The organism is Kitasatospora sp. NPDC002522, from assembly GCF_053595195.1.
Window position 1 is genome coordinate 37,102 of record NZ_JBSFXE010000008.1, and the last position, 23,733, is coordinate 60,834.

The 23,733-nt window shown below is 76.2% G+C and carries 18 protein-coding genes; 14 read left to right on the top strand and 4 right to left on the bottom strand.

Translation table 11 applies throughout. The features are described from left to right. Window positions 1-23 precede the first annotated feature (23 nt). From lanL to ACWD4U_RS08785, 6 genes are all read left to right on the top strand, one after another. Window positions 24-2,963, top strand: coding sequence for a class IV lanthionine synthetase LanL (gene lanL, locus ACWD4U_RS08760; RefSeq protein WP_363460031.1), 2,940 nt, complete (start codon window positions 24-26; stop codon window positions 2,961-2,963). Continuing rightward, on the top strand, window positions 2,960-5,131 hold the full coding sequence (locus ACWD4U_RS08765) for an alpha/beta fold hydrolase (RefSeq protein ID WP_363460032.1): 2,172 nt from the start codon (window positions 2,960-2,962) through the stop codon (window positions 5,129-5,131). The genes lanL and ACWD4U_RS08765 overlap by 4 nt, the downstream gene beginning before the upstream one ends. A 328-nt stretch (window positions 5,132-5,459) precedes the next feature. Further along, window positions 5,460-5,603 carry a VenA family class IV lanthipeptide gene (locus tag ACWD4U_RS08770; RefSeq protein ID WP_363460033.1) on the top strand — a complete coding sequence of 48 codons (144 nt, stop codon included), beginning with the start codon at window positions 5,460-5,462 and terminating at the stop codon, window positions 5,601-5,603. A 141-nt stretch (window positions 5,604-5,744) separates the two neighbouring features. Beyond that, window positions 5,745-7,367: an ABC transporter ATP-binding protein gene (locus ACWD4U_RS08775; protein WP_363460034.1), complete on the top strand. Its 1,623-nt coding sequence runs from the start codon at window positions 5,745-5,747 to the stop codon at window positions 7,365-7,367. A gap of 99 nt (window positions 7,368-7,466) precedes the next feature. Further along, window positions 7,467-9,458, top strand: a complete 1,992-nt coding sequence (locus ACWD4U_RS08780; protein ID WP_449787145.1) for an ATP-binding cassette domain-containing protein — start codon at window positions 7,467-7,469, stop codon at window positions 9,456-9,458. A 202-nt stretch (window positions 9,459-9,660) separates the two neighbouring features. Further along, window positions 9,661-9,813 (top strand): hypothetical protein, encoded by a 153-nt coding sequence (locus tag ACWD4U_RS08785; protein WP_363458396.1) that lies wholly within the window; start codon window positions 9,661-9,663, stop codon window positions 9,811-9,813. Between the two features lie 180 nt (window positions 9,814-9,993). Here the strand turns inward: ACWD4U_RS08785 and ACWD4U_RS08790 are convergent, their stop codons facing one another. Beyond that, complete coding sequence (locus tag ACWD4U_RS08790; protein ID WP_363458398.1) at window positions 9,994-11,082, bottom strand: alcohol dehydrogenase catalytic domain-containing protein; 1,089 nt, start codon at window positions 11,080-11,082, stop codon at window positions 9,994-9,996. A 226-nt stretch (window positions 11,083-11,308) separates the two neighbouring features. On the opposite strand from ACWD4U_RS08790, the gene ACWD4U_RS08795 reads away from it, so the two are divergent. The 5 genes from ACWD4U_RS08795 (at window position 11,309) to ACWD4U_RS08815 (ending at window position 17,120) form a co-directional block, all read left to right on the top strand. Beyond that, complete coding sequence (locus tag ACWD4U_RS08795; protein ID WP_363458400.1) at window positions 11,309-12,664, top strand: M48 family metallopeptidase; 1,356 nt, start codon at window positions 11,309-11,311, stop codon at window positions 12,662-12,664. Between the two features lie 67 nt (window positions 12,665-12,731). Beyond that, window positions 12,732-13,397, top strand: coding sequence for a class I SAM-dependent methyltransferase (locus ACWD4U_RS08800; RefSeq protein WP_363458402.1), 666 nt, complete (start codon window positions 12,732-12,734; stop codon window positions 13,395-13,397). 236 nt (window positions 13,398-13,633) lie between these two features. Beyond that, a complete protein-coding gene (locus tag ACWD4U_RS08805; RefSeq protein WP_363458403.1) occupies window positions 13,634-14,962 on the top strand; it encodes a LytR C-terminal domain-containing protein in 1,329 nt (442 codons plus the stop codon). 7 nt (window positions 14,963-14,969) lie between these two features. Continuing rightward, complete coding sequence (locus ACWD4U_RS08810; protein WP_363458405.1) at window positions 14,970-15,950, top strand: N-acetylmuramoyl-L-alanine amidase; 981 nt, start codon at window positions 14,970-14,972, stop codon at window positions 15,948-15,950. 183 nt (window positions 15,951-16,133) lie between these two features. After that, the gene (locus ACWD4U_RS08815) at window positions 16,134-17,120 is read left to right on the top strand and encodes a hypothetical protein (protein ID WP_363458407.1); all 987 of its coding nucleotides are present in this window, start codon (window positions 16,134-16,136) and stop codon (window positions 17,118-17,120) included. Window positions 17,121-17,220: 100 nt separating this feature from the next. On the opposite strand, the gene ACWD4U_RS08820 is transcribed toward ACWD4U_RS08815, so the two are convergent. From ACWD4U_RS08820 to ACWD4U_RS08830, 3 genes are read right to left on the bottom strand one after another with little or no spacing between them, the layout of a single operon-like run. Continuing rightward, window positions 17,221-18,300: a prenyltransferase/squalene oxidase repeat-containing protein gene (locus tag ACWD4U_RS08820; protein ID WP_363458409.1), complete on the bottom strand. Its 1,080-nt coding sequence runs from the start codon at window positions 18,298-18,300 to the stop codon at window positions 17,221-17,223. Then, window positions 18,297-19,028 (bottom strand): class I SAM-dependent methyltransferase, encoded by a 732-nt coding sequence (locus tag ACWD4U_RS08825; RefSeq protein ID WP_363458498.1) that lies wholly within the window; start codon window positions 19,026-19,028, stop codon window positions 18,297-18,299. Before ACWD4U_RS08825 ends, ACWD4U_RS08820 begins: the two co-directional genes overlap by 4 nt. Before the next feature lie 47 nt (window positions 19,029-19,075). After that, complete coding sequence (locus ACWD4U_RS08830; protein WP_363458410.1) at window positions 19,076-20,395, bottom strand: glycosyltransferase family 4 protein; 1,320 nt, start codon at window positions 20,393-20,395, stop codon at window positions 19,076-19,078. Between the two features lie 214 nt (window positions 20,396-20,609). On the opposite strand from ACWD4U_RS08830, the gene ACWD4U_RS08835 reads away from it, so the two are divergent. The 3 genes from ACWD4U_RS08835 to ACWD4U_RS08845 all read left to right on the top strand — a co-directional run bounded on the left by ACWD4U_RS08835 (window position 20,610) and on the right by ACWD4U_RS08845 (window position 23,729). Then, a complete protein-coding gene (locus tag ACWD4U_RS08835; RefSeq protein ID WP_363458412.1) occupies window positions 20,610-21,266 on the top strand; it encodes a TetR family transcriptional regulator in 657 nt (218 codons plus the stop codon). 236 nt (window positions 21,267-21,502) lie between these two features. Continuing rightward, window positions 21,503-22,924 carry a hypothetical protein gene (locus ACWD4U_RS08840; RefSeq protein WP_363458414.1) on the top strand — a complete coding sequence of 474 codons (1,422 nt, stop codon included), beginning with the start codon at window positions 21,503-21,505 and terminating at the stop codon, window positions 22,922-22,924. Between the two features lie 31 nt (window positions 22,925-22,955). Further along, window positions 22,956-23,729: an SCO2322 family protein gene (locus ACWD4U_RS08845; protein ID WP_363458416.1), complete on the top strand. Its 774-nt coding sequence runs from the start codon at window positions 22,956-22,958 to the stop codon at window positions 23,727-23,729. Window positions 23,730-23,733: the final 4 nt, after the last annotated feature.

Below are 23,733 nucleotides of genomic sequence, written 5' to 3' on the forward strand. Positions count from 1 at the left end.
TGGGGGCGGGCACACCGCTGCGCATGGCAGGGGAGCCGGTACCGGTCGAGGAGGACGTGCCGGGTGTGGACGGCACGTTGGTGGAGGTGGTGCGGGCGGCCGTGACCGGCAGCAGGGCCCGGGGAGGCGGCGGCGACTGGGGAGTCGCGGTCGAGGGCTTCTGGTGCACGGTACGGCCGCCCGGCCGCGACCTCCCCGCCCAGGGATGGAAACTGCACGTCAGTGCCGCGTCCGAAGTCGCGGTGGAAGTGCTCTCCGCGGTCGCCTCGGCGCTCGTCGACGATCCCTGCGCGTTCAAGTTCGCAGCCGACCGGGAAAAGGTCCACGAAATCAATTCCCGGAACAGCGAACGCGGTTCGGCCGGGAAATTCATCACGGTCTACCCGGACGGCGAGGAGCAATTCCTGCGGCTCGCCGAGGAACTCCACCGCGCCACCGTCGGAATGCCCGGACCGGTGATTCTCTCCGACCGCCCGTACCGCCCCGGCAGCCGCGTGCACTACCGGTACGGCGCCTTCGCCGGCCACGCAGTACTCGGCAACGACGGCGCCTACCGCTCGATGCTGCGCGGCCCGGACGGCAGCCTGGTCGAGGACGTCCGCGCCGCCGCCTACCGCTGCCCGCCGTGGGCCGTCGACCCCGTCGAGGGGGCCGGGTCGACCGCAAAGCCCGCCACCGCAAAGCCCGCCACCGCGAGGCCCGCGCTCGCGCAGCCCGCCATCACAGCGCCCGCCACCACGAAGCCCGCGCAGCGCCGGGCCGGGGTGCTGCTGGACGGCCGCTACGCGCTGACCGCCGCCGTGCGGCACGGCGCGAAGGGCGGCGTGTTCCTCGGCACCGACACGACGACCGGCGCCGAGGTGGTGGTGAAGCAGGCCCGCGCCCACATCGAGGTCGACCGGGTCGGCACCGACGCCCGCGCCGCGCTGCGGCACGAGGCGGAGCTGCTGGGCCGGCTGGCGGACAGCGGGCTGACGCCGAAGGTGTACGCGCTGATCGAGCAGCAGGACTCGCTGTTCCTGGTGCAGGAGCGCATCGACGGCCAGGCGCTGGGCAGTTGGGTGGCGGCCCGGTTGCGCCACGACGGCTCGCCGGACGTGGGGTGGGCGGAGGCCGGCCCGATGGCGCTGGCGTTGCTTGAGCTGGTGGACCGGGTCCACCGCCGCGGCCTGGTGCTGCGCGATCTGTCGCCGGGCAACGTGCTGGTCCTCCCGGACGGCGAACTCCGCCTGGTCGACCTCGAACTGGCCGTCCCCGCCGGGGTGTTGGCAGGATCGGCGGGCACCCCCGGGTACCGCGCCCCGGAGCACTCCGGTCCGCACCTGGCCGACCGGGCCGCCCACACCACCGACCTGTTCGCACTCGGCGGCCTGTTCTTCCTGCTCGCCACCGGCCACGACCCGCTGCTCCCGGACGATCTGCCGCTGGCCCGGCCGGTCGCCGAACGGCTCGGCCGCTGGCTGGCGTTGGCCGCCCGTGACGGCGAGAGCGCCCGGCGGCTCGCGCCGGCGGTGCTCGGGCTGCGGGCCGAGGCCGCCGACCAGCGCTGGAGCCTGGCCCGGGTGCGCGAGGAGCTCACCATCCAGCAGGCCCAGGCCGCGCGGAGCACCGAAACCGTCCAGGGCGCTCCGACCGACGAGCGCGCGGTGACCACCTCGCCGCGTCCCGGAATCCCGGTCACCCCGCCGGCGCTGGACCGGCTGCTGCACGACGGCCTGCGCCACCTCGCACAGACCGTCACCCCGCAGCGCCGGGACCACCTGTGGCCGACCGTCCCCGCCGGACGCCTGACCGACCCGTGCAACGTGCAGCACGGCGCCGCCGGAGTCCTCGCCGTGCTCGCCCGCGCCGCGCAGGCGCCGCTGCCGGAGGCCGCCCGCGAACGGGCCCGGGACACCGCCGCACTGGCCGCCGAGTGGATCGAACGCCGGTGCGCCGCCGAGCCGGTGGTGCTGCCGGGCCTGCACTTCGGCCGTTCCGGCACCGCCTGGGCGCTGCTGGAGGCCGCCGAGGCGCTGGCCGACCCGGGCCTGGCCGAGCGCGCGGCGGGCCTGGCGTCCCGGGTCCGGCTGGCCTGGCCCAACCCGGACGTCTGCCACGGCGCGGCCGGCGCCGGCTTCCTGCAACTGCGCGTCCACCGCGTCACCGGCGCCCGCACGTACCTGGACCGGGCGGTGGAGTGTGCCCGCGGCCTGCTGGCGGCCGCCCGCACCGAACCGTACGGGACGGTCTGGCCGGTGCCCGCGGACTTCGACTCGGCGCTCGCCGGCGCGGTCCACCTCGGCTACGCGCACGGCGTGGCCGGGGTCGGCGCCTTCCTGCTGGCCACCGCCACGGCCCTGCGCGAGCTGCCCGATCTCCGGGACCGTCCCGAACTCGTCGATACGGCAGACCAGTTGACGACCGGCGCGCAGGCGGCGACGGAGACCCTGGCGGCCACCGCCCGGTGGTCCGGCGGCTCCGCCTGGTGGCCGCAGAGCCACGGCGACCCGGAGCACGTCCGGCTGGCGCACTGGTGCAGCGGGTCGTCGGGAGTGGGCACCTTCCTGGTCCGGTTCTGGCAGGCGACCGGCGACCGGCAGGCGCACCGCCTCGCGGTGGCCGCCGGGCAGGCGGTGCTGGACGGCCGCTGGCACAGCGGAGTCTGCGCCTGCCACGGGCTGGCCGGGAACGGCGAGTACCTGCTCGACCTGGCCGAGGCCACCGGCGAGAGCCGGTTCCGGCACGGCGCGCAGGAACTCGCCCGGCTGATCGCCGCCCGCGCCGCCCTCCGGGACGGCCTGCTGGTCCTCCCGGACGAGACCGGCACCGGCTGTGCCGCCGCGTACGGCACCGGCACCGCCGGCCCGCTGGCCTTCCTGCTGCGCCTGCGGCACGGCGGCCCGCGGTTGTGGACCGATCCGCTCCCCTACCGCGCGGCCGAACTGACGGACAGTCAACCGATCCTGGCAGGTGGCCGATGAGTACCGCACTGCGAACCGCGCCGCAGGCGCTGCGCCGCCTCAGTTTCGCCTTCGCCGGGGACGGCTCGCACGCCGCCTGCCTGGCGGCGGGGGCGGACGGCGGCTGGTACGCCGAGAGTTGGCGGCTGCCGGAGAGCGGTCCGGCCGAGCCGACCGCGCTGCTGCTGCCGGACGGACGCTCGGAGAGCCTGCGGTCCCAGCTGATGGCACTGCCGGACGGGCGGGTGCTGGTCTGCCGGCACGACGCCGACCGGCACGCGCTGGCCCTGCTGTCAGCGCCCGCCGAGGCCCCGTCCGATGCCACCGCCGGACTCCGCCCGGCCGTCGAACTCCCGCTGGCCACCCTGCGGTTGCCCGGCCTGCGGCTGCTGGCGATGCCCGGCCCACGGACCAGGCCGCACGAACCAAAGGAACCGCAGGAACCGCAGGAACCGCAGGAGCTGACCCAGCCGCACGCATCGGCCGACCCGATCGAGCCGAAGTACCTGACCGACCCCGACGCACCGGTCGCGGTGCTGCTCGGCACCGACACCCGCCCGGTGACCACGGTGTGGCTGCTGGCCGCGGACGGGTCCGCACCACGCCAGGTCGCCGAGTTGCCCGGGCTGCACGGCGGCGGGGTGTGGCTGGACACCGTGGGCCGGCTGCTGGCGCTGGACCGGGTCGCCGACGGGGTGGTCAAGACCGTCGTCCTCGACCTCCAACTCGGCCAGACCACACCACTGTTGGAGCTCGGCGAGGCCAGCAACGACCGGCTGGTGCTGTTCGACCCGGCGACCCGGTTCGGGATGCTGCGCAGCGACGCGCCCGGTGCGGACCGGCTGGGCTGGGCGCTGATCGGCGGCGACGAGCCGGTGCGCTTCCCGGAGTGCCTGCACATCCCGGGCATGTTCCTGCGGCCGATCGCGCTCGCCCCCGGCGGGCTCGGCGCCGCCGAACCGCAGGTGGCGCTGCAGATCGACCACGGCGCGGGTTCCGCGCTGGCGCTGTGGCAGCCCAGCGGCGGGCGGTTGGACCCGCTGCCGGTGCCGCCCGGCCGGCTCGGTGCGGTCGGCCACTGGTCGGTGGCGGGTCTGCGGATGCCGTACTCGGCGCCGGACCATCCGGCGGCGCTGGCCACCCTGGACGTAGCCGCGCTGCTGGCGCAGGGCCCGGCGGTGATGCCCGCCGCGGTGCCGCTGCCGCTCCAGCTCGCACCGCTCAACGGCGGCACGGCGCACGTGAGTTCGTCCCAGCTCGCGGCCGCACTGAGCGGCCATGAGCACGGCGCGGCGGAACCGGCCCCGGCGCTGCCGGAGTCGACCGGCACGCTACGGGCCCTGCGCGCCGCACCGGCGGGCTGGCGGCTGGACGGCTCGGCCCCGCCGAACGACGGCGGACGGTGGCGTGCGGCGCAGAGCCTGGAGCTGGCGGGCCCGGCCGGGCCGATCGAGGCGGTGGTCTACGGCGGTGACGCCTGGCTGTCCGCACCGCACCTGGTGATCGCGCTGCACGGCGGTCCGGCGGACGCCTGGCGGCTGGAGTTCGATCCGGCACTGCAGCGGATGGCCGCCGAGGGCCTGGCCGTCCTCGCCCCGAACCAGCGCGGGTCCACCGGCTACGGGCCGGAGTTCGCGATGGCTATCCGCGGCGCCTGGGGCGGTCCCGACCTGGACGACGTGCTCGCCCTGGTGGAGGGCGTCGCCGGGCAGCGTGCCGCGCTCGGGCTGGAGCCGCCCGCCCTGTTCGGGGTCAGCTACGGCGCGTTCCTGGCGCTGCTGGCGGCGGCGCACGCCCCGTCCGGGCAGGTGTCGCGCTGTGCGGTGGTGGCACCGTTCCTGTCCGGTGGCCGGCTGCTGGCGGAGGCGGCCGCCCCGGTCCGGGCGCTGACCAGTCGGCTCGGCGGCGACCGGGCGATCGACGACGCCCGCGGCCCCCGGGACGTGCTGCACCTGGCCCACCGGCTGCACAGCCCGCTGCTGGTGGTGCACGGCGACCGCGACGAGGTCGTGCCGGTCAGCCAGTCCCGGGCCCTGCGCCACGAGTTGCTGCGCCTGGGCCGGACGGAGGGCGCCGACTTCCGCTACGTGGAGGCGGCCGGCTCCGGTCACGAGGTGCTCGCCGAGGAGGGCGCAGCCGTGCTGCACGAACTGCTCGCGGGGTTCCTGCGGACCGGCAGACCCGCCTGAGCCGCCAGCCCGTCGCCTCGACACCCACCCGGCGCCGTCGGCCCGTCAACGCCACAGCCACCCCAAGCCGCCGGCCCCTCGGCTGGACAGCCATCCCGAGCCATCGGCCCGTCGACCCGGCTGCCCTGTGCCATCGGCCCGTCGACCCGACGGCCGCCCATTCCGCCTGACTACACATCAGACTTCCCGCCGCGCACGCGAGCCGGCCGACCCTCAAGGGTCCGGCCAGGCCTGAGCGTCGACGGCGGGGCGAGGTCTGCGCCGGGGAGAGTCCCGGGCGCAGTCTGCCGGAGCGTTCCGGCGGAGCAACCCAAGGGGAGGAAACACCATGGAGAACATGACCGCCTTCGAGACCGACCTCGCGGCCCTTCAGGAGCTGCCCGAGCTCGAGTCCGTCGAGCTGGGCGGCCACGGCGGCGGGTGCCAGTTCACCTGTCTGATCCTGACCTGCCTGATCTTCACCATCAGCTGACGCCGGGTCACCGAGCTCGCGCTGTGCCCGCCTCCGGTCTCCGGGGGCGGGCACAGCCCCGCCGGGCGGCCCGGGGCCGCCCGTTCCCTTCTCTCTCAGGAGTCCTCGTTGCGCGGCTGGTCGCTGGCTCTGGTGCTTTCGGTGCCCTTGGAGGCTGCCGCGACCCTCGCGCTGCCGGGGGTCGCCGGGGCGGCGTTGGACGCGGTGCTGGCGGGCCGGTCCGACGGTTGGGCGATCGGCGCCCTGGCGGCGGTGCTGGCCGCGGGGGCGGCGGCCTCGGCGGTCGCGGCGGCGGCCGGTCCGGCGTGCACGGCCGCCGACACGGTGGTGCTGCGAACGGGTCTGCTGCGCCGGGTGCTGTGGCTTCGGCCGTTCCCCTCGGCGGCCGAGCAGGCGGCCGGGGCACGGCCGGGCGCGGGTGATCTGACGGCGCGTCTGGTCGGCGCGGCGGCGGACGCCGGTACTGCGCGGGTGGCCCGCCTGGGCGCCGTGACGGCGTTGCTCACCTCGTCCGGCGCGATCCTCGGTCTCGCCGTGCTCTCCCCCTGGCTGGCGCTGGCGTTCTTCGCGGGGGTGGTCCCGGGAGCGGTGCTGGTCCGGTTGTTCATGCGCACCGCCGAGGACGTCTTCGCGCACTACCAGGCCGCCCAGGGCCGGCTCGCCGACCGGCTGACCGGCGCGCTGGAGGGCGTCCGGACCATTCACGCGGTCGGCGCCCAGCCGGTGGAGGCCCGCCGGGTGCTCGCCGTCCTGCCTGAACTGGCTTCGGCCGGTCGGGCGTTGTGGCAGGTGCAGCGCAGCACCGTGTGGCAGGCGATGCTGCTGATCGCCGCGGTCGAGCTCACCGTCCTCGGCGCGGCCGGCCAGTTGATCGCCGAGGGTGCCCTGCCGCCCGGGGCCTTCGCCGCGGCGGCCGGCTGGGCGGCTCTGGGGCTGGGGTTCTTCGAGCAGGTCGAGGCGCTGGTCGGGGTCGCCCACGCCCGGGCCGGGCGGGACCGGGTCGCGGCGGTTGCCGGGCTTCCGGGCACGCTCACGGGCATGCTGGAACTTCCTTACGGGCCTGGCGAGTTGGTCTTTCGCGGGGTGACGGTGCGGGACGCCGACGGGGCGGTCGTGTTCGGCCCGCTGGAGCTGGTCGTCCCGGGGGGCTCGACCGTCGCGGTGGTGGGCCGCTCCGGTGCGGGCAAGTCGCTGCTGGCGGCGCTGGCCGGCGGGCTGCGGGTGCCGGACGAGGGCGCGGTGCTGGTCGACGGGGTGCCGGTGGCGGATCTGGACGTCGCGGCGCGCCGCCGTGCGGTCGGGTACGCCTTCGAACGTCCGCTGCTGGTCGGGCCGACCCTGGCGGACGCGCTGGAGGGTGCGGGCCCGGCCGAGCTCGCCGCCGCCCGGGCGGACGCGTTCGTCAGCCGGCTGCCTGCGGGAGAACGTACGGAGGTCGGTGAACTCCGTTTTTCAGGTGGCGAGTTGCAGCGTCTCGGGCTGGCCCGACTGTTGGCCGGGCAGTCCCGGGTGGTGGTCCTGGACGACGCCACCTCCAGCCTCGACACCGCCACCGAGCACCAGGTCGGCCAGGCCCTCCACGACTCCACCGCCGGCCGCACCCGCCTCGTCGTCACCCACCGCGCCTCCGCCGCCGCCCGCGCCGACCTGGTGGTCTGGCTCGCCGACGGCAGGATCCGCGCGACCGGCCGCCACACCGAACTGCTCGCCGACCCCGACTACCGCACCACCCTGGCGGGCGCGGCGGTGACGGCGGGTCAGTGACGCAAGGGCCGCTGGGCGGCGGCGAGTTGAGAGTCAGGCCCGGACGACGATGACGCATGTGCCGCAATGGGGCGGCGCTCGGGGGACGAGGAGTAGGGGATGGTGCGGCAAGGTTCGCCGGGTGAAGGCGAGTTGACGGCCGGCAGCGCCGGTCTCGCGGGGGTGCTGCTGCGCGGGCTGGCCGGGGCGGTGTCCCGGGACGCGGCGGCTCGGCGGGCGGGGTGGCGGGTGGCCGGGTGGTCGGCGGTGGAGGCGCTGCCCGCGCTGGCGTCGGGACTGCTGGTGGCGGCGGCGGCCGATCGCGGCTTCCTGGCGGGTCGGCCGGGCGTGGGCTTCGCGTGGCTGGCGGCGCTCGGCGCGGTAACGGCCGTGCGGGCGGTGGCAGCGCGGGCCGTGTTCCCGCACCTGGCGGAGGTGGTCGAGCCGCTACGGGACGCCCTGGTGACCCGGGTGGTGCACGGCGCGCTGGCTCGGCCCGTCCCGGACGGCCCGGCGGAGATCGCCCGGATCACCGAACAGGTGGAGTCGGCGCGGCAGTTGACTGCCACCCTGTTGCGCAGCGCCCGCGGCGTCGGGATCGGCCTGGTCGCCGCCCTGGTCGGCCTGGGTGTCCTGGCGCCCGCCGTGCTGCCGCTGGTCCTGCTCCCGCTGCTGGTCTCCGGCGGGCTGTTCGTCCGCTTGCTGCGCCCACTGGTGGCCCGCCGCCGGGCGGTGGTGGTCGCCGACGAGCGGATCGCCGCCGAGGCGGGCCGGGCCTTCGCCGGTCTGCGCGACGTCGCCGCCTGCGGCGCGCAGGAACGCGTCGCGGCAGAACTCACCGCCCTGGTCGCCGCCCAGGGCGCCGCGGTCCGCGCCCTCGGCCGGGCGGCGGCGGCCCGTTCCCTGATCGTCGCCCTCGGCGGCCGGCTGCCGCTGCTCGCGACGGTGCTCGCCGCCCCGTGGCTGATCGGTCAGCACTGGCTGACGGCCGGCCAGGTCCTCGGTGTCGCCACCTACCTGCTGCAACAACTGGAGCCCGCGGTACGGACACTGGCCGGCATGCTGGGCAGCTGGCTGCTCGACCTGGCCGTGGTCCTGGACCGCCTGGCGACCACCTCCACACCCAGCGCACCGGGCACACCGGGCACACCCGCACCCGCACCCGCGCCCGCACCCGCGCCCGCGCCCGCGCCCGCGCCCGCACCGGCGCCCGCCCGGCCGGATGCCCCCGCCGGCCGGGCCCCCCGGGGCGAACTCGCCGTCCACGGCCTGCGCTTCGCCCACCGGCCGACCGCCCGCCCGGTGCTGGACGGTCTCGGGTTCACCGTCCGTCCGGGCGGCCACCTGGCGGTGGTCGGGCCGAGCGGCACCGGCAAGTCGACGCTGGCCGCCCTGCTGGCCGGGCTGCTCGCCCCGGACGCCGGCGAGGTGCTCGTCGACGGCCTGTCGCTCGCCCAACTCCCCGCGGCGGAACGGGCACTGCGCCTGGCGCTGGTCCCGCAGGAGGCGTACGTGTTCGAGGGCACGGTCCGCGAGAACCTCTGCTGGCCGCGGCCGACCCCGCACACGGACGCCGAACTCCTGGACATCGCCGAGCGGTTGGGCGCCGACCGGCTGATCGAGCGGCTCGGTGGGCTGGACGGCCCGATCGGGGCGCCCGCCGCGCTCTCCGCCGGGGAGCGTCAACTGCTCGCCCTTACCCGGACGTTCCTCTCCCCGGCACCGACGGTGGTGCTGGACGAGGCGACCTGCCACCTGGACGCCGCCGCGGAGGAGCGGGTGGAGCGGGCCTTCGCGGACCGGCCGGGCACGCTGCTCGTGGTGGCGCACCGCATCGCGTCCGCCGTGCGCGCCGACCGGGTGCTGCTGCTGGACGGCGGCCGCGGGATCCTCGCCGGCCACGGCGACCTGCAGGTCCTCTCGCCGCTCTACCGCGAACTGGTCGGCCACTGGCGCGGTTCGGCACCCCCTCAGGCACCCCTTCAGGCACCGCAGGCACCCCAGGCACCCCGCCCGGCGCCCCCTCAGGCAGCCCGTCCGGCCCCGCTCGCACCGCCGGTCGAGGCCGGGCAGCGCGCCGGTTCGGCGGACGCGGCGGAGCACGCGGCATGACCGCCAGCGGTCGCAGGTTCGCCGAAACCGGCGCGCCGGGGGCCGGTTTGGATAGGCTCCGATCCGATTCGGCCGTTATCGTGGCCCCCGCGCGGGCCGCCACGAGGACGGCCGGTTGCCTGCTGCCCGTGTACCGACCGCTCCGGCGTGCCGGGTGGCACCCACCGCAGAACCAGCCATTCCCACGGAGACGACTGACCCGATGTCCGAGTCCCTCAACGACACCACCGAGCACGACCACGGCGCGCCGGGCGCCGACGAGGCCGCCGACCACGCGGCGCACGGCCGGCACCGCGGCGTGACCGCCAACGACGACGCCGCCGACGCGGACCCGCACGGCCGCCACCGCCGCTGAGTCACGGGCCGCGCCGCCGCCGGGCCACCGCCCGCGGCGGCGCAGCGCCCCACCCGAACTGCCGACGCTCCCCCGCCCGTCACCGTCCTGACCGGGCCCGGGAGCGTCGGCCGTTCACCACCCCTCGACGAGGCGTCAGGTCACGGCACGTCAGCCCGCGGCACGTCAGCCCACGGGCCGTCAGTCCACGGTGAGGATCGTCCGCAGCGCCTCGCCGCTGCGCATCTGCCGGATCGCCTCGTTGACCTCGGTCAGCGGCAGCCGGTGGGTGACCATGGCGGCCAGGTCGAGGCGGCCGGCCCGCCAGAGTTCGACGGCGCGGTCGGCGGTGCGCCGGACGTCCCCGCCGCCGTACATCGAGGGCAGCAACCGCTTCTCGTTGAAGAAGAGTTCGCCCATGCTGAAGGAGACCCGGTCGTCGGCGGCGCCCGCGCCGACCACCACCACGGCTCCGCCGCGCCGGGCGGCGTCGTAGCCGGCCCGGACGGTGGCGGAGCGGCCGACCGCCTCGATGACGTAGTCGTAGCCGCCGGCGGGCAGGGTGCGGGCGGCGGCCTTGAGTTCCTCGGGGGCGATCGCGTCGGTGGCGCCGAAGGCGAGCGCCCGGGTGCGCCGCGACTCGACCGGGTCGACCACGGTGATCCGGGCCGCGCCGCAGATCCGCGCGCCCTGCACGGCGGCGACGCCGACGCCGCCCGCGCCGATCACCGCGACCGCCGAACCCGGCTCGATCCGGGCGGTGTTGATCGCCGCGCCGAGGCCGGTGGTGACGCCGCAGCCGATCAGCGCCGCCAGCTCGTACGGCAGGTCGGCGGGGACGGGCAACAGGGCGTCCGCGGCGACCACCAGCTCCTCGGCGAAGGTGCCGGTGCCGTAGAAGCCGTACGCGTCCTGCCCGCCGTCGGCGCCGCCGATCCGGAAGGTGGGCGTGCCGAGCCGCCGGATCGAGGCCACGCACAGGTGGGTGTCGCCGCGCCGGCACAGGGCGCAGGTGCCGCACGGCGGCATCCAGCAGAGCACCACGCGGTCGCCGGGGGCGAGGCCGGTGACGCCCTCGCCGACCTCCAGCACCTCGCCGGCGCCCTCGTGGCCGGGGACGAACGGGGCGGGCTGCGGCAGGATCCCGGCCATCGCGGAGAGGTCGGAGTGGCAGAGGCTGGTGGCGTGCAGCCGGACCCGGACCCGGCCGGGGCCGAAGCCGATCGCCTCGACGTCCTCGCGGACGTCCAGGGTGTCCTGGCCGGTCTGGTGCAGGATCGCTGCGCGCACGGGCTCTCCGAGGGTGCGGCCACCACCCGCGGGAGCGGCGGCACTGAGCTGGAACGCGTCGCCGGACCACCGCCCGGCACTGGAACGCGTTCTACTGCGGACCGATCCTGTATAGCGCATCACCGCCGCCGCCCGGCAGGCCGCCCCCGCTCGGCTCCGGCCGTCCGGGTGGTGAAAGCCCCTTCCCAGGGCGGTCCGCAGCATGGCATGATCCGCCGCCGTGTCGATGACCGAACCCCGTGCCACCAGTGCCGATGCCGCCGGCGGCGCCGCCGTGGAGACCCAGCGCTGCCCGCAGTGCGCCGCCGCCCTGGCCGGGCACGACCGCTTCCCCGTCTGGTGCCCCGCCTGCGAGTGGAACCTGATCCCGTCGAAGCGGGCCGACCCGGCGCGGAGCAAGCGCGAGCGGCGCCGCGCCGTGCGGGCCGAGCGGCGTACCGAGAGCCGTCGACGGGCCGTCCGGGCGCGCACGGAGCAGGTGTTCGAGCTGGTCGCGGCGGGCGGGTCCAACTTCCGGGACCGCTCGGTGGCGGCGGCGTTCGCCCTGGCGGGGCTGGTCCACCTGGTGTCGCTCGGCGTGCTGCTGCTCGCCCTCGGCCTGGTGTCCGGGCTGCTGCTGCCGGGCTGGCCCGGGCCGGTGCTGGGGGTGATCGGGCTGTGCGTGGCGTTCGCGCTACGGCCGCGGCTGGGCCGGCCCGAGCGCGGCCCGAACGTCCTCGCCCGGGAGTCCGCGCCGGCGCTGTACGCGCTGGCGGACCGCACCGCGGCGGCCCTGGGGACGGCGCCGGTCGACCTGATCGCGGTCGACGGCGCGTTCAACGCGGGCTTCGGCGTGCTCGGCCTGCGCCGCCGCCGGCAGTTGGTGATCGGCCTGCCGCTGTGGGCGACGCTGACCCGGCAGCAGAAGGTGGCGCTGCTCGGCCACGAGTTCGGCCACGGCGTGAACCGGGACAACCGGCGCAGTCTGTGGACCGGCTCGGCGGTTCGCGCCCTGGAGGAGTGGTCGCTGCTGACCCGGCCCGGCCGCGTCGACACCAGGGGCAACCTCATGGTGGTCGCGGCCGCCGCGGCCGCCGCCCTGCTGCTGTGGGTGGTGCACCAGGGGGTGCTCGGACTGACCGAGCTGATGCACCGTCTGAACCTGCGCTCCGGGCAGGCCGCCGAGTACCGCGCCGACCGGCTGGCCGCCGGGCTGACCTCGGTGGCGGACACCCGCGGCATGCTGACCGGGATCCTCCACTCGTCCACCGTCGAGACGGTGATCCTCCGTCAGCGCGCCCTGCCGCGCCCGCGCCCCGGCCGTACCGGGCAGCCGGCGGCGCCGGACCTGTGGCAGTCGCTGGCCGAGGCCACCCGCTCCATCCCGCCGATCGAGGTGGAGCGCCGCCTGCGGCTGTCCGAGCGGGAGCTGGGCGCGGTCGACGGCTCGCACCCGCCGACCCACCTGCGGCTGCGGATGCTCGCCACCGCTCCCCCGCCGCCGTCCGACCGCCACCCCGTGGTGCTGGACGCCGCCGAGGACGCCGCGATCGAGGCCGAACTGGCCGGGCACCGGGAGCGGATCGCGCGCGACCTGCTCTGAGCACCGGCTGGCTACCATCCAGTAGGGTCCTGGGTCAGTCCACCGACCAGCCCGGCAGGAGCACCCGATGACCGACACTCCCCTCGCCGCCGACGCCCCCGACGCCGAGGTGCTCGCGGCGTTCCGGCAGGCCACCGGCTTCATGCCCGAGGACGAGGGCCTGGCGCTGTACGCGGCGGCCGTCGAGGCGGCGACGCGGACCGGGCTGCCGCTGCTGGAGATCGGCACCTACTGCGGGCGGTCGGCGATCCTGCTGGCGGACGCCGCCCGCCGCACCGGCACCGTCGCGCTGACCGTCGACCACCACCGCGGCTCGGAGGAGCAGCAGCCCGGCTGGGAGTACCACGACCCGACCCTGGTCGACCCGGAGGTCGGCCTGATGGACACCCTGCCCCGGTTCCGCCGCACCCTGCACGCGGCCGGGCTGGAGGACCACGTGATCGCCATGGTCGGCCGCTCCCCGCAGATCGCCGCCGTCTGGCAGGGCCGGCTGGCGCTGGTCTTCGTCGACGGCGGGCACACCGACGAGCACGCCGGCGGCGACTACCAGGGCTGGGCGCCGCACCTCGCCGAGGACGGCCTGCTGGTCATCCACGACGTCTTCCCCGACCCGGCGGACGGCGGCCAGGCCCCGTACCGGGTCTACCTGCGGGCCCTCGCCGACGGCTTCCGCGAGGTCTCGGTGACCGGCTCGCTGCGCGTGCTGCGCCGCGAGGGCGCCGCCACCTCCTGACGCCCGGTCAGCTCGATCAGCCCGGCCTTCCGCGGGAACGATCACCCGGGGCCTAACGTCATCCTCGGGGCGGCGCCGACTCCCGGACCGCCGACTGCTGGACCGCCGTGGCCCGGTCAGGAATCGGCCGGTACGGTGTCGGCGGCAGACGGCGAACGGTCCGGGTGGGAGGCGCCGTTCGGACGTGGCGGCACCGGCAGCGGTGCCCGACCGGCGAGTTGGGGGCGAGGCGGCGCATGACGGAACAGGGCAACAACGCCAGGGCGGTCTGGGACCCGACGGCGAACAACGGCGCGGGCGGCTGGGTCCGCCGCCCGATCACGCCCGACCCGGCGTCCCCGTCCGCCCAGTCGCCGCTGCCCGGCCCGAACCCGCCGCAGGCCCCCGCCGCGGCGCCCTACCCGGTCCCGCCCGCGGCCCCGCCGCGCACTCCCGCCGCCACGCCGGTCCGGCCGCCCCGCACCGAGCCGGGCCCGACCGGCCCGGCCCCGCAGCAGGCACCGCCCGCTGCCCCGCCGGGACCGGCCCCGTACGCGGGCGCCGCATCGCAGTCCGGCGGCTTCCCGCAGGCGGCGCCCCCGCCGCCCTTCGGCGGTCAGCAGGGCTACCCGGACCAGCCGGGCTACGGTGAGCAGCCGGGCTACGGGCAGCAGCCGGGCTACGGCAACCAGCAGAGCTTCGGCGGGCAGGGCTTCAACGCCCCGCCGCAGCCCTTCAGCCCGCAGCAGCCGTACAACGCCCAGCCCCCCGGCGGCGGCCAGCCGCCGTTCGGGCAGCAGCCGCCGTTCGGCCGGCAGCCGAACCTCGACCCGCAGCCGGACTTCGCGGCCCAGCCGGAGTTCGACTACGAGGAGGACCCGCGGCGCCGGCGCACCCCGGTGCTGGTCGGCGCGGCGGTGGCGCTGCTGCTGGTGATCGGCGTCGGCGTGGTGTGGGCGGTGCAGAACAGCGGCGACGACCCGGGCCAGGCGAAGGGCGCGGGCACCGCGCCACCGCCGCCGGCGAGTTCGGGCACGCCGGGCGACCCGCAGAGCGCTCCGGCGGCCTCGGGTTCGCCGTCGGCGTCCGCGTCGGCCTCCGCCTCGGCGGGCGCGGCCGGCCCGAACGCGGCGGCGCAGGCGAAGGCGCTGGACGCGCTGCTGACCAAGGGGGAGAACGCCAAGGCGCCGATCGGCAGCGCGGTGGCGAAGGTACGCAGCTGCCCGGCGAAGCCGGAGGTGGAGAGCGCCGCCAAGGTGTTCGACACCGGCGCCGAGCAGCGCGACCAGCTGATCACCGAGCTGGCCGGGCTGCAGACGTCCGACCTGCCGGGCGGCGCGGAGGCGGTGCAGACGCTGAAGACCGCGTGGCAGCAGTCCGGGGACATCGACCGCGCGTACGCGACGTGGGCGCGTACCGTGTCCACGCAGGGGTGCACCAACGGTTCGGCGCCCACCACCGCCGACCTGAACCGCGCCAACGACCTCAACCCGCAGGCCACCCAGTCGAAGAAGGACTTCGTGGCGAAGTGGAAGCCGATCGCCGACGCCTACGGTCTGACGGCGCGTACCTGGGACAGGATCTGAGAAGCACGTGACCGGCCGCACCACCGAGCACCCCATGGGACCCGAGGACCACGCCGACCCGGCGCGGCGCACCGCCCTCTGGCGGCCCGCCGCGAAGGTGGCCGGCGTGGTGCTGCCCGTCTGCCTGATCGGCTGGCTGGGCTGGCAGGCGACGACGAACAGTTCGCGCCAGGCCGCCCCGCCCGCCGCGGCCTCGCCGCACTTCGCGGAGGGCGACCGGGTCGACCCGTCCGACGGCCCGTCCGGTGCCGCTGCGGCCGACAGCCCGTCCGCCGCCTCCGCGGCGGCGCCCTCCCCGGCCGCGTCCGCCGCCGGGCGTCCGCTGGCCGGCCGGACCGTGCTGCTCGACCCGGGCCACAACACGGGCAACGCCCGGCACACCACCGAGATCAACCGCCAGGTGGACATAGGCAACGCCCGCAAGGAGTGCGACACCACCGGCACCGCGACCAACGCGGGGTACGCCGAGGCCGACTTCACGCTGGACGTGGTGCACCGGGCCCGGCAGATCCTGCAGGACCGCGGCGCGAAGGTGGTGCTCACCCAGGACGGCGACCGCGCCTGGGGCCCGTGCATCGACGAGCGCGCCCGGATAGGCAACGAGGCCAAGGCGGACGCCGCGGTCTCGGTGCACGGGGACGGCGCGCCGGCCTCCGGCAGCGGCTTCCACGTGATCATGCCCGCCAGGGTGACCGCCGGGGTCGCCGACACCTCGGGGATCGTCGACCCCTCGCACCGGCTCGGGGTGCTGCTGCGCGACACCTTCAAGGCGGGCACCGGTGAGCCGTACGCCGACTACATCGGGCAGCAGGGCCTGGACACCCGCAGCGATCTGGGCGGGCTCAACCTTTCCAAGGTACCCAAGGTCTTCATCGAGTGCGGCAACATGCGCAACGCCGCCGATGCCAAGCGGTTGACCGACCCGCAGTGGCGCCAGCAGGCCGCGCAGGCCCTCGCCGACGCCCTGACCTCCTACCTCTCCGGGTGACGCCCGGTCAGGAACCACTCCCGTCCGATGCCCTCCCGGCCGACCCGGTCCGACCGGATCCGGAGGGTGCTGTGCACACGACGACGGCTTGGCTCTAGGCTTTTGCCCCGTCGGGCCGTTCCGCCACCGCGGAGTCCCGACCGCCGACCGCCGACCACGACTACACCAATGAGGGGAACGTCAGTGAATCTGCGCGCTCTCACCAGGGGGGACGCCGCCGTCGCCGGTGCGGCCGTACTGCTCCTCGTCTCGTCCTTCCTGCCCTACGTCTCCGTGGACTGCGGCGGCCTGTGCAGCGGCCTGTCCCGCAACGGCTGGGCGCCGGAGCTGTTCCCGGTGCTCACCTCGGTCTTCGTGCTGGGCATCGCCTCCGCCGCGCTGACCCTGCTGTTCCGCCTGCAGGGCGAGGCCTGGGCCACCAAGCAGGTGCTCGGGCTGCGCCTGGACCAGTGGGGCACCGCGCTGTCGGTGGCCGCGCTGTGGACCTCGCTGTTCTCGGTCCTCGGCGGCGGCACCGGCCTCAGCCACGGCATCGGTGCCTGGCTGGGCCTGCTCTCGCTGCTGGTCCTGGTGGCCGCCACCGCGGGCGGCCCGCTGCTGCCCGTGCTGCAGGCCCCGCTGATGTCGGACAAGCCCCCGGCGCCGACCGTCCCGCAGAACTTCGGCCAGTACCCGGGCGCCCCCGGCGCCCCGCAGCCGGGCCAGCCCGGCCCGTACGGCTACCCCGACCCGGCCGCCCAGCAGCAGGCGTTCCCGGCCCAGCAGCAGCCCGAGGCCCCGCAGGCCTACGCCGCCCAGCAGCAGCCGGAGCCGCAGCCGTACGGCGCGCACCAGCCGGCCGGGGGCTACGGTTTCCCGCAGTCCTCCGCCCAGCCCGTCGCCGCGCAGGCCGTCCCGGCGCCGCAGCCGACCGCCGTGCAGCCGGCCATCCAGGACGTCGTCCCGCCGCAGGCCGCCCAGCCCGCCGCCCCGTTCGCCCCGTTCTGGTTCGCCGTCCCGGCCGTCCGCCAGCTCGCCAACAAGGACAACCCGGGCCTCCCCCCGGTCGGCGAGCTCGTCCCCGGTACCTGGTACCTCGCCGTCGACCAGCACGGCGCCACCCTGGTCGCCCAGCTCCCCGACGGCACCCACGGCGTCCTCAACGACACGTCAGGCATCCAGCGCGGCTGACCCGGTCGCGCCCCGCAGGGGCGCGAGCAACCACCCACGCACAGCAAGATCCGCCCGGGAAGGGAACTCCCCTCCCCGGGCGGATCTCTGCGTTCACCCCTCAACAGCAGTCGTTGACAACCAGCCCACTCGGCAACTCGTCCCCCCCGAACACCGACACCGTCGCATGGTCGCCCCCCAGCGCCGCGACCGCGAGCAGCAGCGCGCCCGCCGTCCACGTGGTGCGCTCCTCCGGCCAGATCGCGTCGTCCTCGAACACGTAGCCGGTCCAGTAGGAGCCGTCCTCGTGCCGCAGGTGCTGGATCCAGCGGAGGATCTCCACCGCGCGGTCGGACTGTCCGGCGGCCCACAGCGCCAGGGCGAGTTCGGCGCTCTCGCCGCCGGTGACCCACGGCCGGTCGCTGACGCAGCGGACACCGAGGCCGGGGACGACGAAGCGGTCCCACTGGGCGGTGAGCCGCCGGCTGGCGGCGTCGCCGCGCAGCGCGGTGCCGAGGACGGGGTAGTACCAGTCCATCGAGTAGCGGTCCTTGTCGAGGAACCGCTCGGGGTGGTGGGCGATGGCGTGGCGCAGCCGTCCGGCGGCCAGTTCCCAGTCGGGTTGCGGCCGGTCGAGGTGGTCGGCGATGGCGAGCCCGCAGCGCAGGGCGTGCAGGACCGAGCAGGAGCCGGTGAGCAGCGCGTCGGTGGCGACGGCGCCGTCGGGGTCCTGCCGCCAGGCGATCGGGCCGTCGGGCAGGCGCAGGCCGACGGTGTAGTCGAGGGCGCGGCTGACGGTGGGCCAGAGGCGTTCCAGGAAGCGGTCGTCGCCGGTGGCGAGGTGGTGGTGCCAGGCGCCGACGGCGACGTAGGCGCAGAAGTTGGACTCGCGGGCCAGGTCGGTGGCGGTGCCGTCGGCGTGGTCGGGCTGCCCGTAGGCGTACGCGGCGTACCAGGAGCCGTCCGGGTTCTGCCGGTCGGCGAGCCACCGGTAGGCGGCCTCGGCGGCGGCGTGTTCGCCGGCCGTGTCGAGGGCCATCGCGGCCTCGGTGTGGTCCCACGGGTCGAGGTGGCCGCCGTGGAACCACGGGATGGCGCCGTCGGGCTGCTGGTGGGCGAGGATCGCGCGGACGGTGTCGGCGGCCTGCGCGGCGTCGAGTACACCGTCGAGCAGCAGCGCCTCGGGGACGGCGGCCGTCACTCGCCGGTCCGCGGCTTGCTGGCGTACACCACGAAGGACTTGCCGATGACCGGGTTGAGGGCCTTCTCGGCGGCCTTGGTGAGGGTGGAGATGACGGGGGTGCCGACGATGTCCCAGACCAGCAGCTGGTGGTAGGCGCGGACCGGCAGCGCCTTGTCGTTGTCGACGCCGACCGCGCACTTGATCCACCAGTACGGGGAGTGCAGGGCGTGCGCGTGGTGGGTGCCGTACGGGTTCAGGCCCGCCTCGCGGACCTTCTCGACCAGCTCGTCGCCCTTGTAGATGCGGATGTGGCCGCCCTCGACCTCGTGGTAGGCGTCGGAGAGCGCCCAGCAGATCTTCTCCGGCAGGTAGCGGGGCACGGTGACGGCGAGCAGCCCGCCGGGCTTGAGGACGCGGACCATCTCGGCGAGCACGCCCTTGTCGTCGGGGATGTGCTCCATCACCTCGGAGATGATGATCTTGTCGAAGGTGTCGTCGTCGAACGGGAGGTTGAGCGCGTCGCCCTCCATGGCGACGGCGCTGGCCCCGGCGGGCGCCTCGCCGGCCTGCTCCATGGCGGCGAACCACTTGCGGACCTCGGCGATCTCCTCGGCGTTCTGGTCCAGGGCGACCACGTTGGCGCCGCGCCGGTAGCACTCGAACGCGTGCCGGCCCCCGCCGCAGCCCAGGTCGAGCACCCGGTCGCCTGGGGCGAGCGGGAAGCGGGAGAAGTCGACGGTCAGCACTGCGGGGCTCCCATTCACGAAGGGGTGGTACGACGGTTGAGGGACCGTCAGCTGACGTAGCGCCAGCCGTGGCCGGAGCGGGCGGCGGCGCCGGCTCCGGTGGCGATCGCGGCCCGGTAGCGCTCGACGGTGAGCTCGGCGGCCCGGGTCCAGGTGAAGTTGGCGAGCACCCGCGCGCGGCCGGCCGCGCCGAGCCGCTCGCGCAGCTCCGGGTCGTCCAGCAGCCGGCCGAGTGCGGCGGCCAGCGCGCCGGCGTCGCCGGGCGGGACGGCCAGGCTGGTGTCGCCGTCGGTGCCGGCCACCTCGGGGATGGCGCCGCCGGTGGTGGCGACCAGCGGGGTGCCGGTGGCCATCGCCTCGGCGGCGGGCAGGGAGAAGCCCTCGTACAGCGAGGGGACGCAGGCGACCTCGGCGGAGCGGTACAGGTCGACCAGCTCCCGGTCGGTCAGGCCGGTGCGGAACTCGATGTGCGCCTCCAGGCCGAACCGGCGCACCGCGTCGGCGACCGGCCCGTCCTCCTTCTGCGGCTTGCCGACCACCACCAGGTGGGCCTCGCGTTCGGTGCGGACCTTGGCGAGCGCCTCGACCAGGTACACCAGGCCCTTGAGCGGGACGTCGGCGCTGGAGGTGGTGACGATCCGTCCGGGGACCCGGGCGATCCGCTCGGACGGCGACCAGAGCCGGGTGTCCGCGCCGATCGGGACGACGGAGACCGCGCCGGGGGCGGCGCCGAGCTGCTCGGAGATCTCGGCCCGGGAGCTCTCCGAGACGGTGATCACCTGGTCGAGCCGGGCGGCCACCCGCCGCTGCATGCGGGTGAAGGCGTACCAGCGGCGCTTGCCGAGCTTCTGCAGCGTCGTCGCGGCCGCGTCGATCTCCAACTGCCGGTCCACGGTGACCGGGTGGTGGATGGTGGTGACCAGCGGGAAGCCGTGCCGGGCCAGGCCGAGCAGGCCGTAGCCGAGGGTCTGGTTGTCGTGCACGACGTCGTAGCGGCCCTTGTGCCGGGCCAGGTACTGCCGGGCGCGCAGCGAGAAGGTCAGCGGTTCGGGGAAGCCGCCGGTGCGCATCACCGCGTACTCGAGCACGTCGACCGGGCCGCGGAACTCGCCGGCGGCGGGGGTGCGGAACGGGTCGTCGGCGCGGTACAGGTCCAGGCTGGGGAGTTCGACCAGGCGCACCGAGCCGGGGCCCTCGACCTCGTCCAGGACGGGGTACGGCTGGGCGCCTATCACGTCGACGTGGTGGCCGAGCCGGGCCAGTTCGCGGGACAGGTGGCGCACGTACACGCCCTGGCCGCCGCAGAACGGGTCGCCGCGGTAGGACAGCAGGGCGATCCGCAGCGACGGCGGCGGCAGCGCGGACATCCGGGGCCCCTATCCCTACTCACCGGGACCGGCGACGGACGTGGCCGGTGGCCGGTAAAGTAGATCACGTTTCACAGTGGTGCGGGCTCGTCGTTGGGGAAAGTGAACAACGAGAGTCCTCGAAGATTACCGGGCCGTAGCTTCCCGTCAGGAGCCCGGGCAGGTGATTCACGCCACGCTGTGGCCCGTACCGAACCTCGCTCCGGGAGTAGCCGTGACCTCGACCGCCGCCGCCGACGGGGTGCTGACGCCGCGCCAGGCAGAGCGCCGCCGGGGCATCCTGCGGGCCGCCACCGCGCTGGCCGCCCGGGGCGGCTACGAGGCCGTGCAGATGCGCGAGGTGGCGGAGAGCGCACAGGTCGCACTGGGCACGCTGTACCGCTACTTCCCGTCCAAGGTGCACCTGCTGGTGGCGGTGATGCGCGAGCAGCTGGAGCAGCTGCACGAGCAGGTGAGGCGGCGTCCGCCGGGCGGCGCGGACCCGGCCGGCCGGGTCGCCGAGGCGCTCACCACCGCCTTCCACGCGCTGCAGCGCGAACCGCGGCTGGCCGAGGCGATGGTGCGGGCGCTGTCCTTCGCGGACCGGTCGGTGGGCAGCGAGGTGGACGAGGTCGCGCAGGTCACCTCGGCGATCGTGCTGGAGGCGGCCCGGCTGCCCGGCCCGCCCGGCGCGGCGCAGCAGGCGGCGCTGCGGGTGATCGGCCACACCTGGCACGCGACCCTGCTGGCCTGGCTGTCCGGCCGGGCCTCGCTGGCCGAGGTCCGGGCCGACCTGCACACCGCGGCGCGCCTGCTCGACCCGTCCGGCGAAGCGGAGGAACTGGAACCGGTTCCACCTCCCGCGGCCACCGGCGCGCGGACCGCCGGATAGAGTCTTGGGCCGTGGCCGCGTCCCCGCGGCCGCGCCGACAACTTCATCCGCCTCCCGGCCCGGGGAAAGACCGGTGTGACTCCGGCACTGACCCGCAACCGTGAGCCGCCCCGCGCGGGCGGCGAGTCGGACCGCCCGGCCGGAGGCGAGCGGCCCCTCCGTCGTGGTCTACGGGCGGCCCGTGTGTGCGTGCACGGGCGGCTGCGACCGCTCATCGAAAGGCACCCCACCTCACCATGCTGACCGCAGCCCGCCTGGGCGCCGCCGCACTGACCGGCGCCCTGCTCACCGGTGCCGCCGCCGTCCCGGCGCTCGCCGACACCGCCTCGCCGTCGCCTTCCGCCCCCGCTGCTACCACCACCGCCACCACCGCTGCGCCCGCGGGCGTGCCGGCCGGGCTGTACGGCAAGGGCGACGCCACCTACGACGGGGTGTGGCGGCAGTCGCTGGCGCTGCTCGCCCTGCACCAGGAGCAGGTGGTGCCCGCGGACGCCGCCGTCGACTGGCTGCTCGGCCAGCAGTGCGCGGACGGCGGCTGGCCGTCCTACCGCGCCGACGCCGCGGCCGCCTGCACGCCCGCCACCGAGGACTCCAACGCGACCGCGCTGGCCGTGCAGGCGCTCGCCGCGCTCGGCGGCCACCAGGACCAGGTCGCCCGCGGCGTCGCCTGGTTCAAGGCCAACCAGAACCCGGACGGCACCTGGGCGTACAACCCGGGCACCCCCGGTGACGCCAACTCCACGGCGCTGGCCGTCACTTCGCTGCTCGCCGCGGGCACCGACCCGGCCTCGGTGACCGCCTCCGGCCACTCCGCACTGGACGGCCTGGCCGGCTTCCAGCTCGGCTGCACCGCCCCCGGCGACCAGCGCGGCGCGTTCGCCTACCAGCCGGTGCCGGGCAGCCCGCTCACCGCCAACACGCTGGCCTCCGCGCAGGCCCTGCTGGCCGCCGCCGGCGGGCACCTGCCGGTCGCCACCACCGACCGCAAGGCCGCCGCGCCCAAGCCGCTCGCCTGTGACGCCGGGCAGGGCGCCGCGACCGTGGCGCCCGCCGACTCCGCCGAGGCCGACTCCGCGTACCTGACCGCCAAGCTCGCCGCCGGCGGCCAGCGCCTGCTGCTGGACACCCCCGGCGCGGCCGCCGGACCGGACTTCAACTCCACCGCCTGGGCGGTGCTCGGCCTGGTCCAGGCCGGCCACGCCACGGAGGCCGCCAGCGCCGCCGACTGGCTGGCCGGCAACGGCTACGCCTGGGCCGCGCAGGGCAAGAACGGCACCGACCCGGCCGCCGCCGCGACCCTGGTGCTCACCGCCCGCGCCGCCAAGCTCGACCCGTACAACTTCGGCGGCGCCAACCTGGTCCAGCTGCTCGTCGACTCCGGCCCCAAGCCGAAGTCGGCACCCGCCGCGGGCGACCCGCAGGCCACCCGCGCCCCCGGCTCCGCGATCACCGAGCCCGACGAGAACTCCGGCTTCTCGGCCGGCTGGCTGATCGGCGTCGGCCTCCTGGTCGGCATCGGTGCCGGGCTCCTGCTCAGCCTCAACCGCCGCCGCAACGCCGCCGCCGCGAACGCCGAGGCGACGCCGGCCGCGGAGACCGAGAGCGCCACCCCCGCCGAGGACGCCCCGGCCGAGGGCGAGCCGGAGCAGAACCGATGACCGGCTCCGCCGGGGAAGCCGGGCCGAAGCGATGACCACCCGTCAGCTCCGCCCCCTCGGCCCTGCCACCGGCTCCACCGCGCAGCCGCCGGTGCAGCGCGGCGGCTCCCGGCCCCGGCCCGGCCAGGCACCCGCCGTCGCCGGCCACCGCGGGCGGGCTCGCGCCGTGACCGGCCGGCCCCTCCCCCTCGCTCTCGTTCTCCTCCTTCTCTCCCTCGTCCTCGGCCTCGCCGCCGCCCCCGCGCACGCCGCCGGGTACCGGTACTGGTCGTTCTGGAAGGGGAGCCCGGACGGCTGGGCGTACCAGCAGCTCGGGCCGACCGCGAACGTGCCGGCGGACGGGAGCGTGGACGGCTGGCGGTTCGTGCTGAGCCCGGACGGCGGGCAGGACACGCCGAAGCCCGGCCCGGCCGCGGACTTCGCCGCGATCTGCGCGGCCACCGCGCCGAGCGGCGGGCACAAGCGGGTCGCCGTGGTGCTGGACTTCGGCACCGCCGCCGACGCCCCGAACGGGGAGCAGCCGGCCGCGCCGCGCAGCGCCTGCGCCTCGGTGCCGTCGGCGGCGAGCTCCGCGGAGGTGCTGGCGGCCGTCGCCCCGCCGCTGCGCTACGACTCCAACGGCCTGCTGTGCGCCATCGCGGGCTTCCCGCACGCGGGGTGCGGCGAGCAGGTGTCCGGGAGCTCCGCCGCGAGCGGCAAGGACGGCGACGGCGGCCCGTCGCTCGGCCTGATCGCCGGTGGCGCCGCCGTCCTGCTGCTCGGCGCGGGCGCGGTCTGGCAGGCCCGCCGCCGGCGTACCGGCTGACCGT

Excerpts from the sequence above, each read along its gene's own strand:
- lanL (WP_363460031.1), top strand. The coding sequence starts at position 24 with ATGGCAGGGGAGCCGGTACCGGTCGAGGAGGACGTGCCGGGTGTGGAC.
- ACWD4U_RS08765 (WP_363460032.1), top strand. The coding sequence starts at position 2,960 with ATGAGTACCGCACTGCGAACCGCGCCGCAGGCGCTGCGCCGCCTCAGT.
- ACWD4U_RS08770 (WP_363460033.1), top strand. The coding sequence starts at position 5,460 with ATGGAGAACATGACCGCCTTCGAGACCGACCTCGCGGCCCTTCAGGAG.
- ACWD4U_RS08780 (WP_449787145.1), top strand. The coding sequence starts at position 7,467 with ATGGTGCGGCAAGGTTCGCCGGGTGAAGGCGAGTTGACGGCCGGCAGC.
- ACWD4U_RS08785 (WP_363458396.1), top strand. The coding sequence starts at position 9,661 with ATGTCCGAGTCCCTCAACGACACCACCGAGCACGACCACGGCGCGCCG.
- ACWD4U_RS08795 (WP_363458400.1), top strand. The coding sequence starts at position 11,309 with ATGACCGAACCCCGTGCCACCAGTGCCGATGCCGCCGGCGGCGCCGCC.
- ACWD4U_RS08800 (WP_363458402.1), top strand. The coding sequence starts at position 12,732 with ATGACCGACACTCCCCTCGCCGCCGACGCCCCCGACGCCGAGGTGCTC.
- ACWD4U_RS08805 (WP_363458403.1), top strand. The coding sequence starts at position 13,634 with ATGACGGAACAGGGCAACAACGCCAGGGCGGTCTGGGACCCGACGGCG.
- ACWD4U_RS08830 (WP_363458410.1), bottom strand. The coding sequence starts at position 20,395 with ATGTCCGCGCTGCCGCCGCCGTCGCTGCGGATCGCCCTGCTGTCCTAC.
- ACWD4U_RS08840 (WP_363458414.1), top strand. The coding sequence starts at position 21,503 with ATGCTGACCGCAGCCCGCCTGGGCGCCGCCGCACTGACCGGCGCCCTG.
- ACWD4U_RS08845 (WP_363458416.1), top strand. The coding sequence starts at position 22,956 with ATGACCACCCGTCAGCTCCGCCCCCTCGGCCCTGCCACCGGCTCCACC.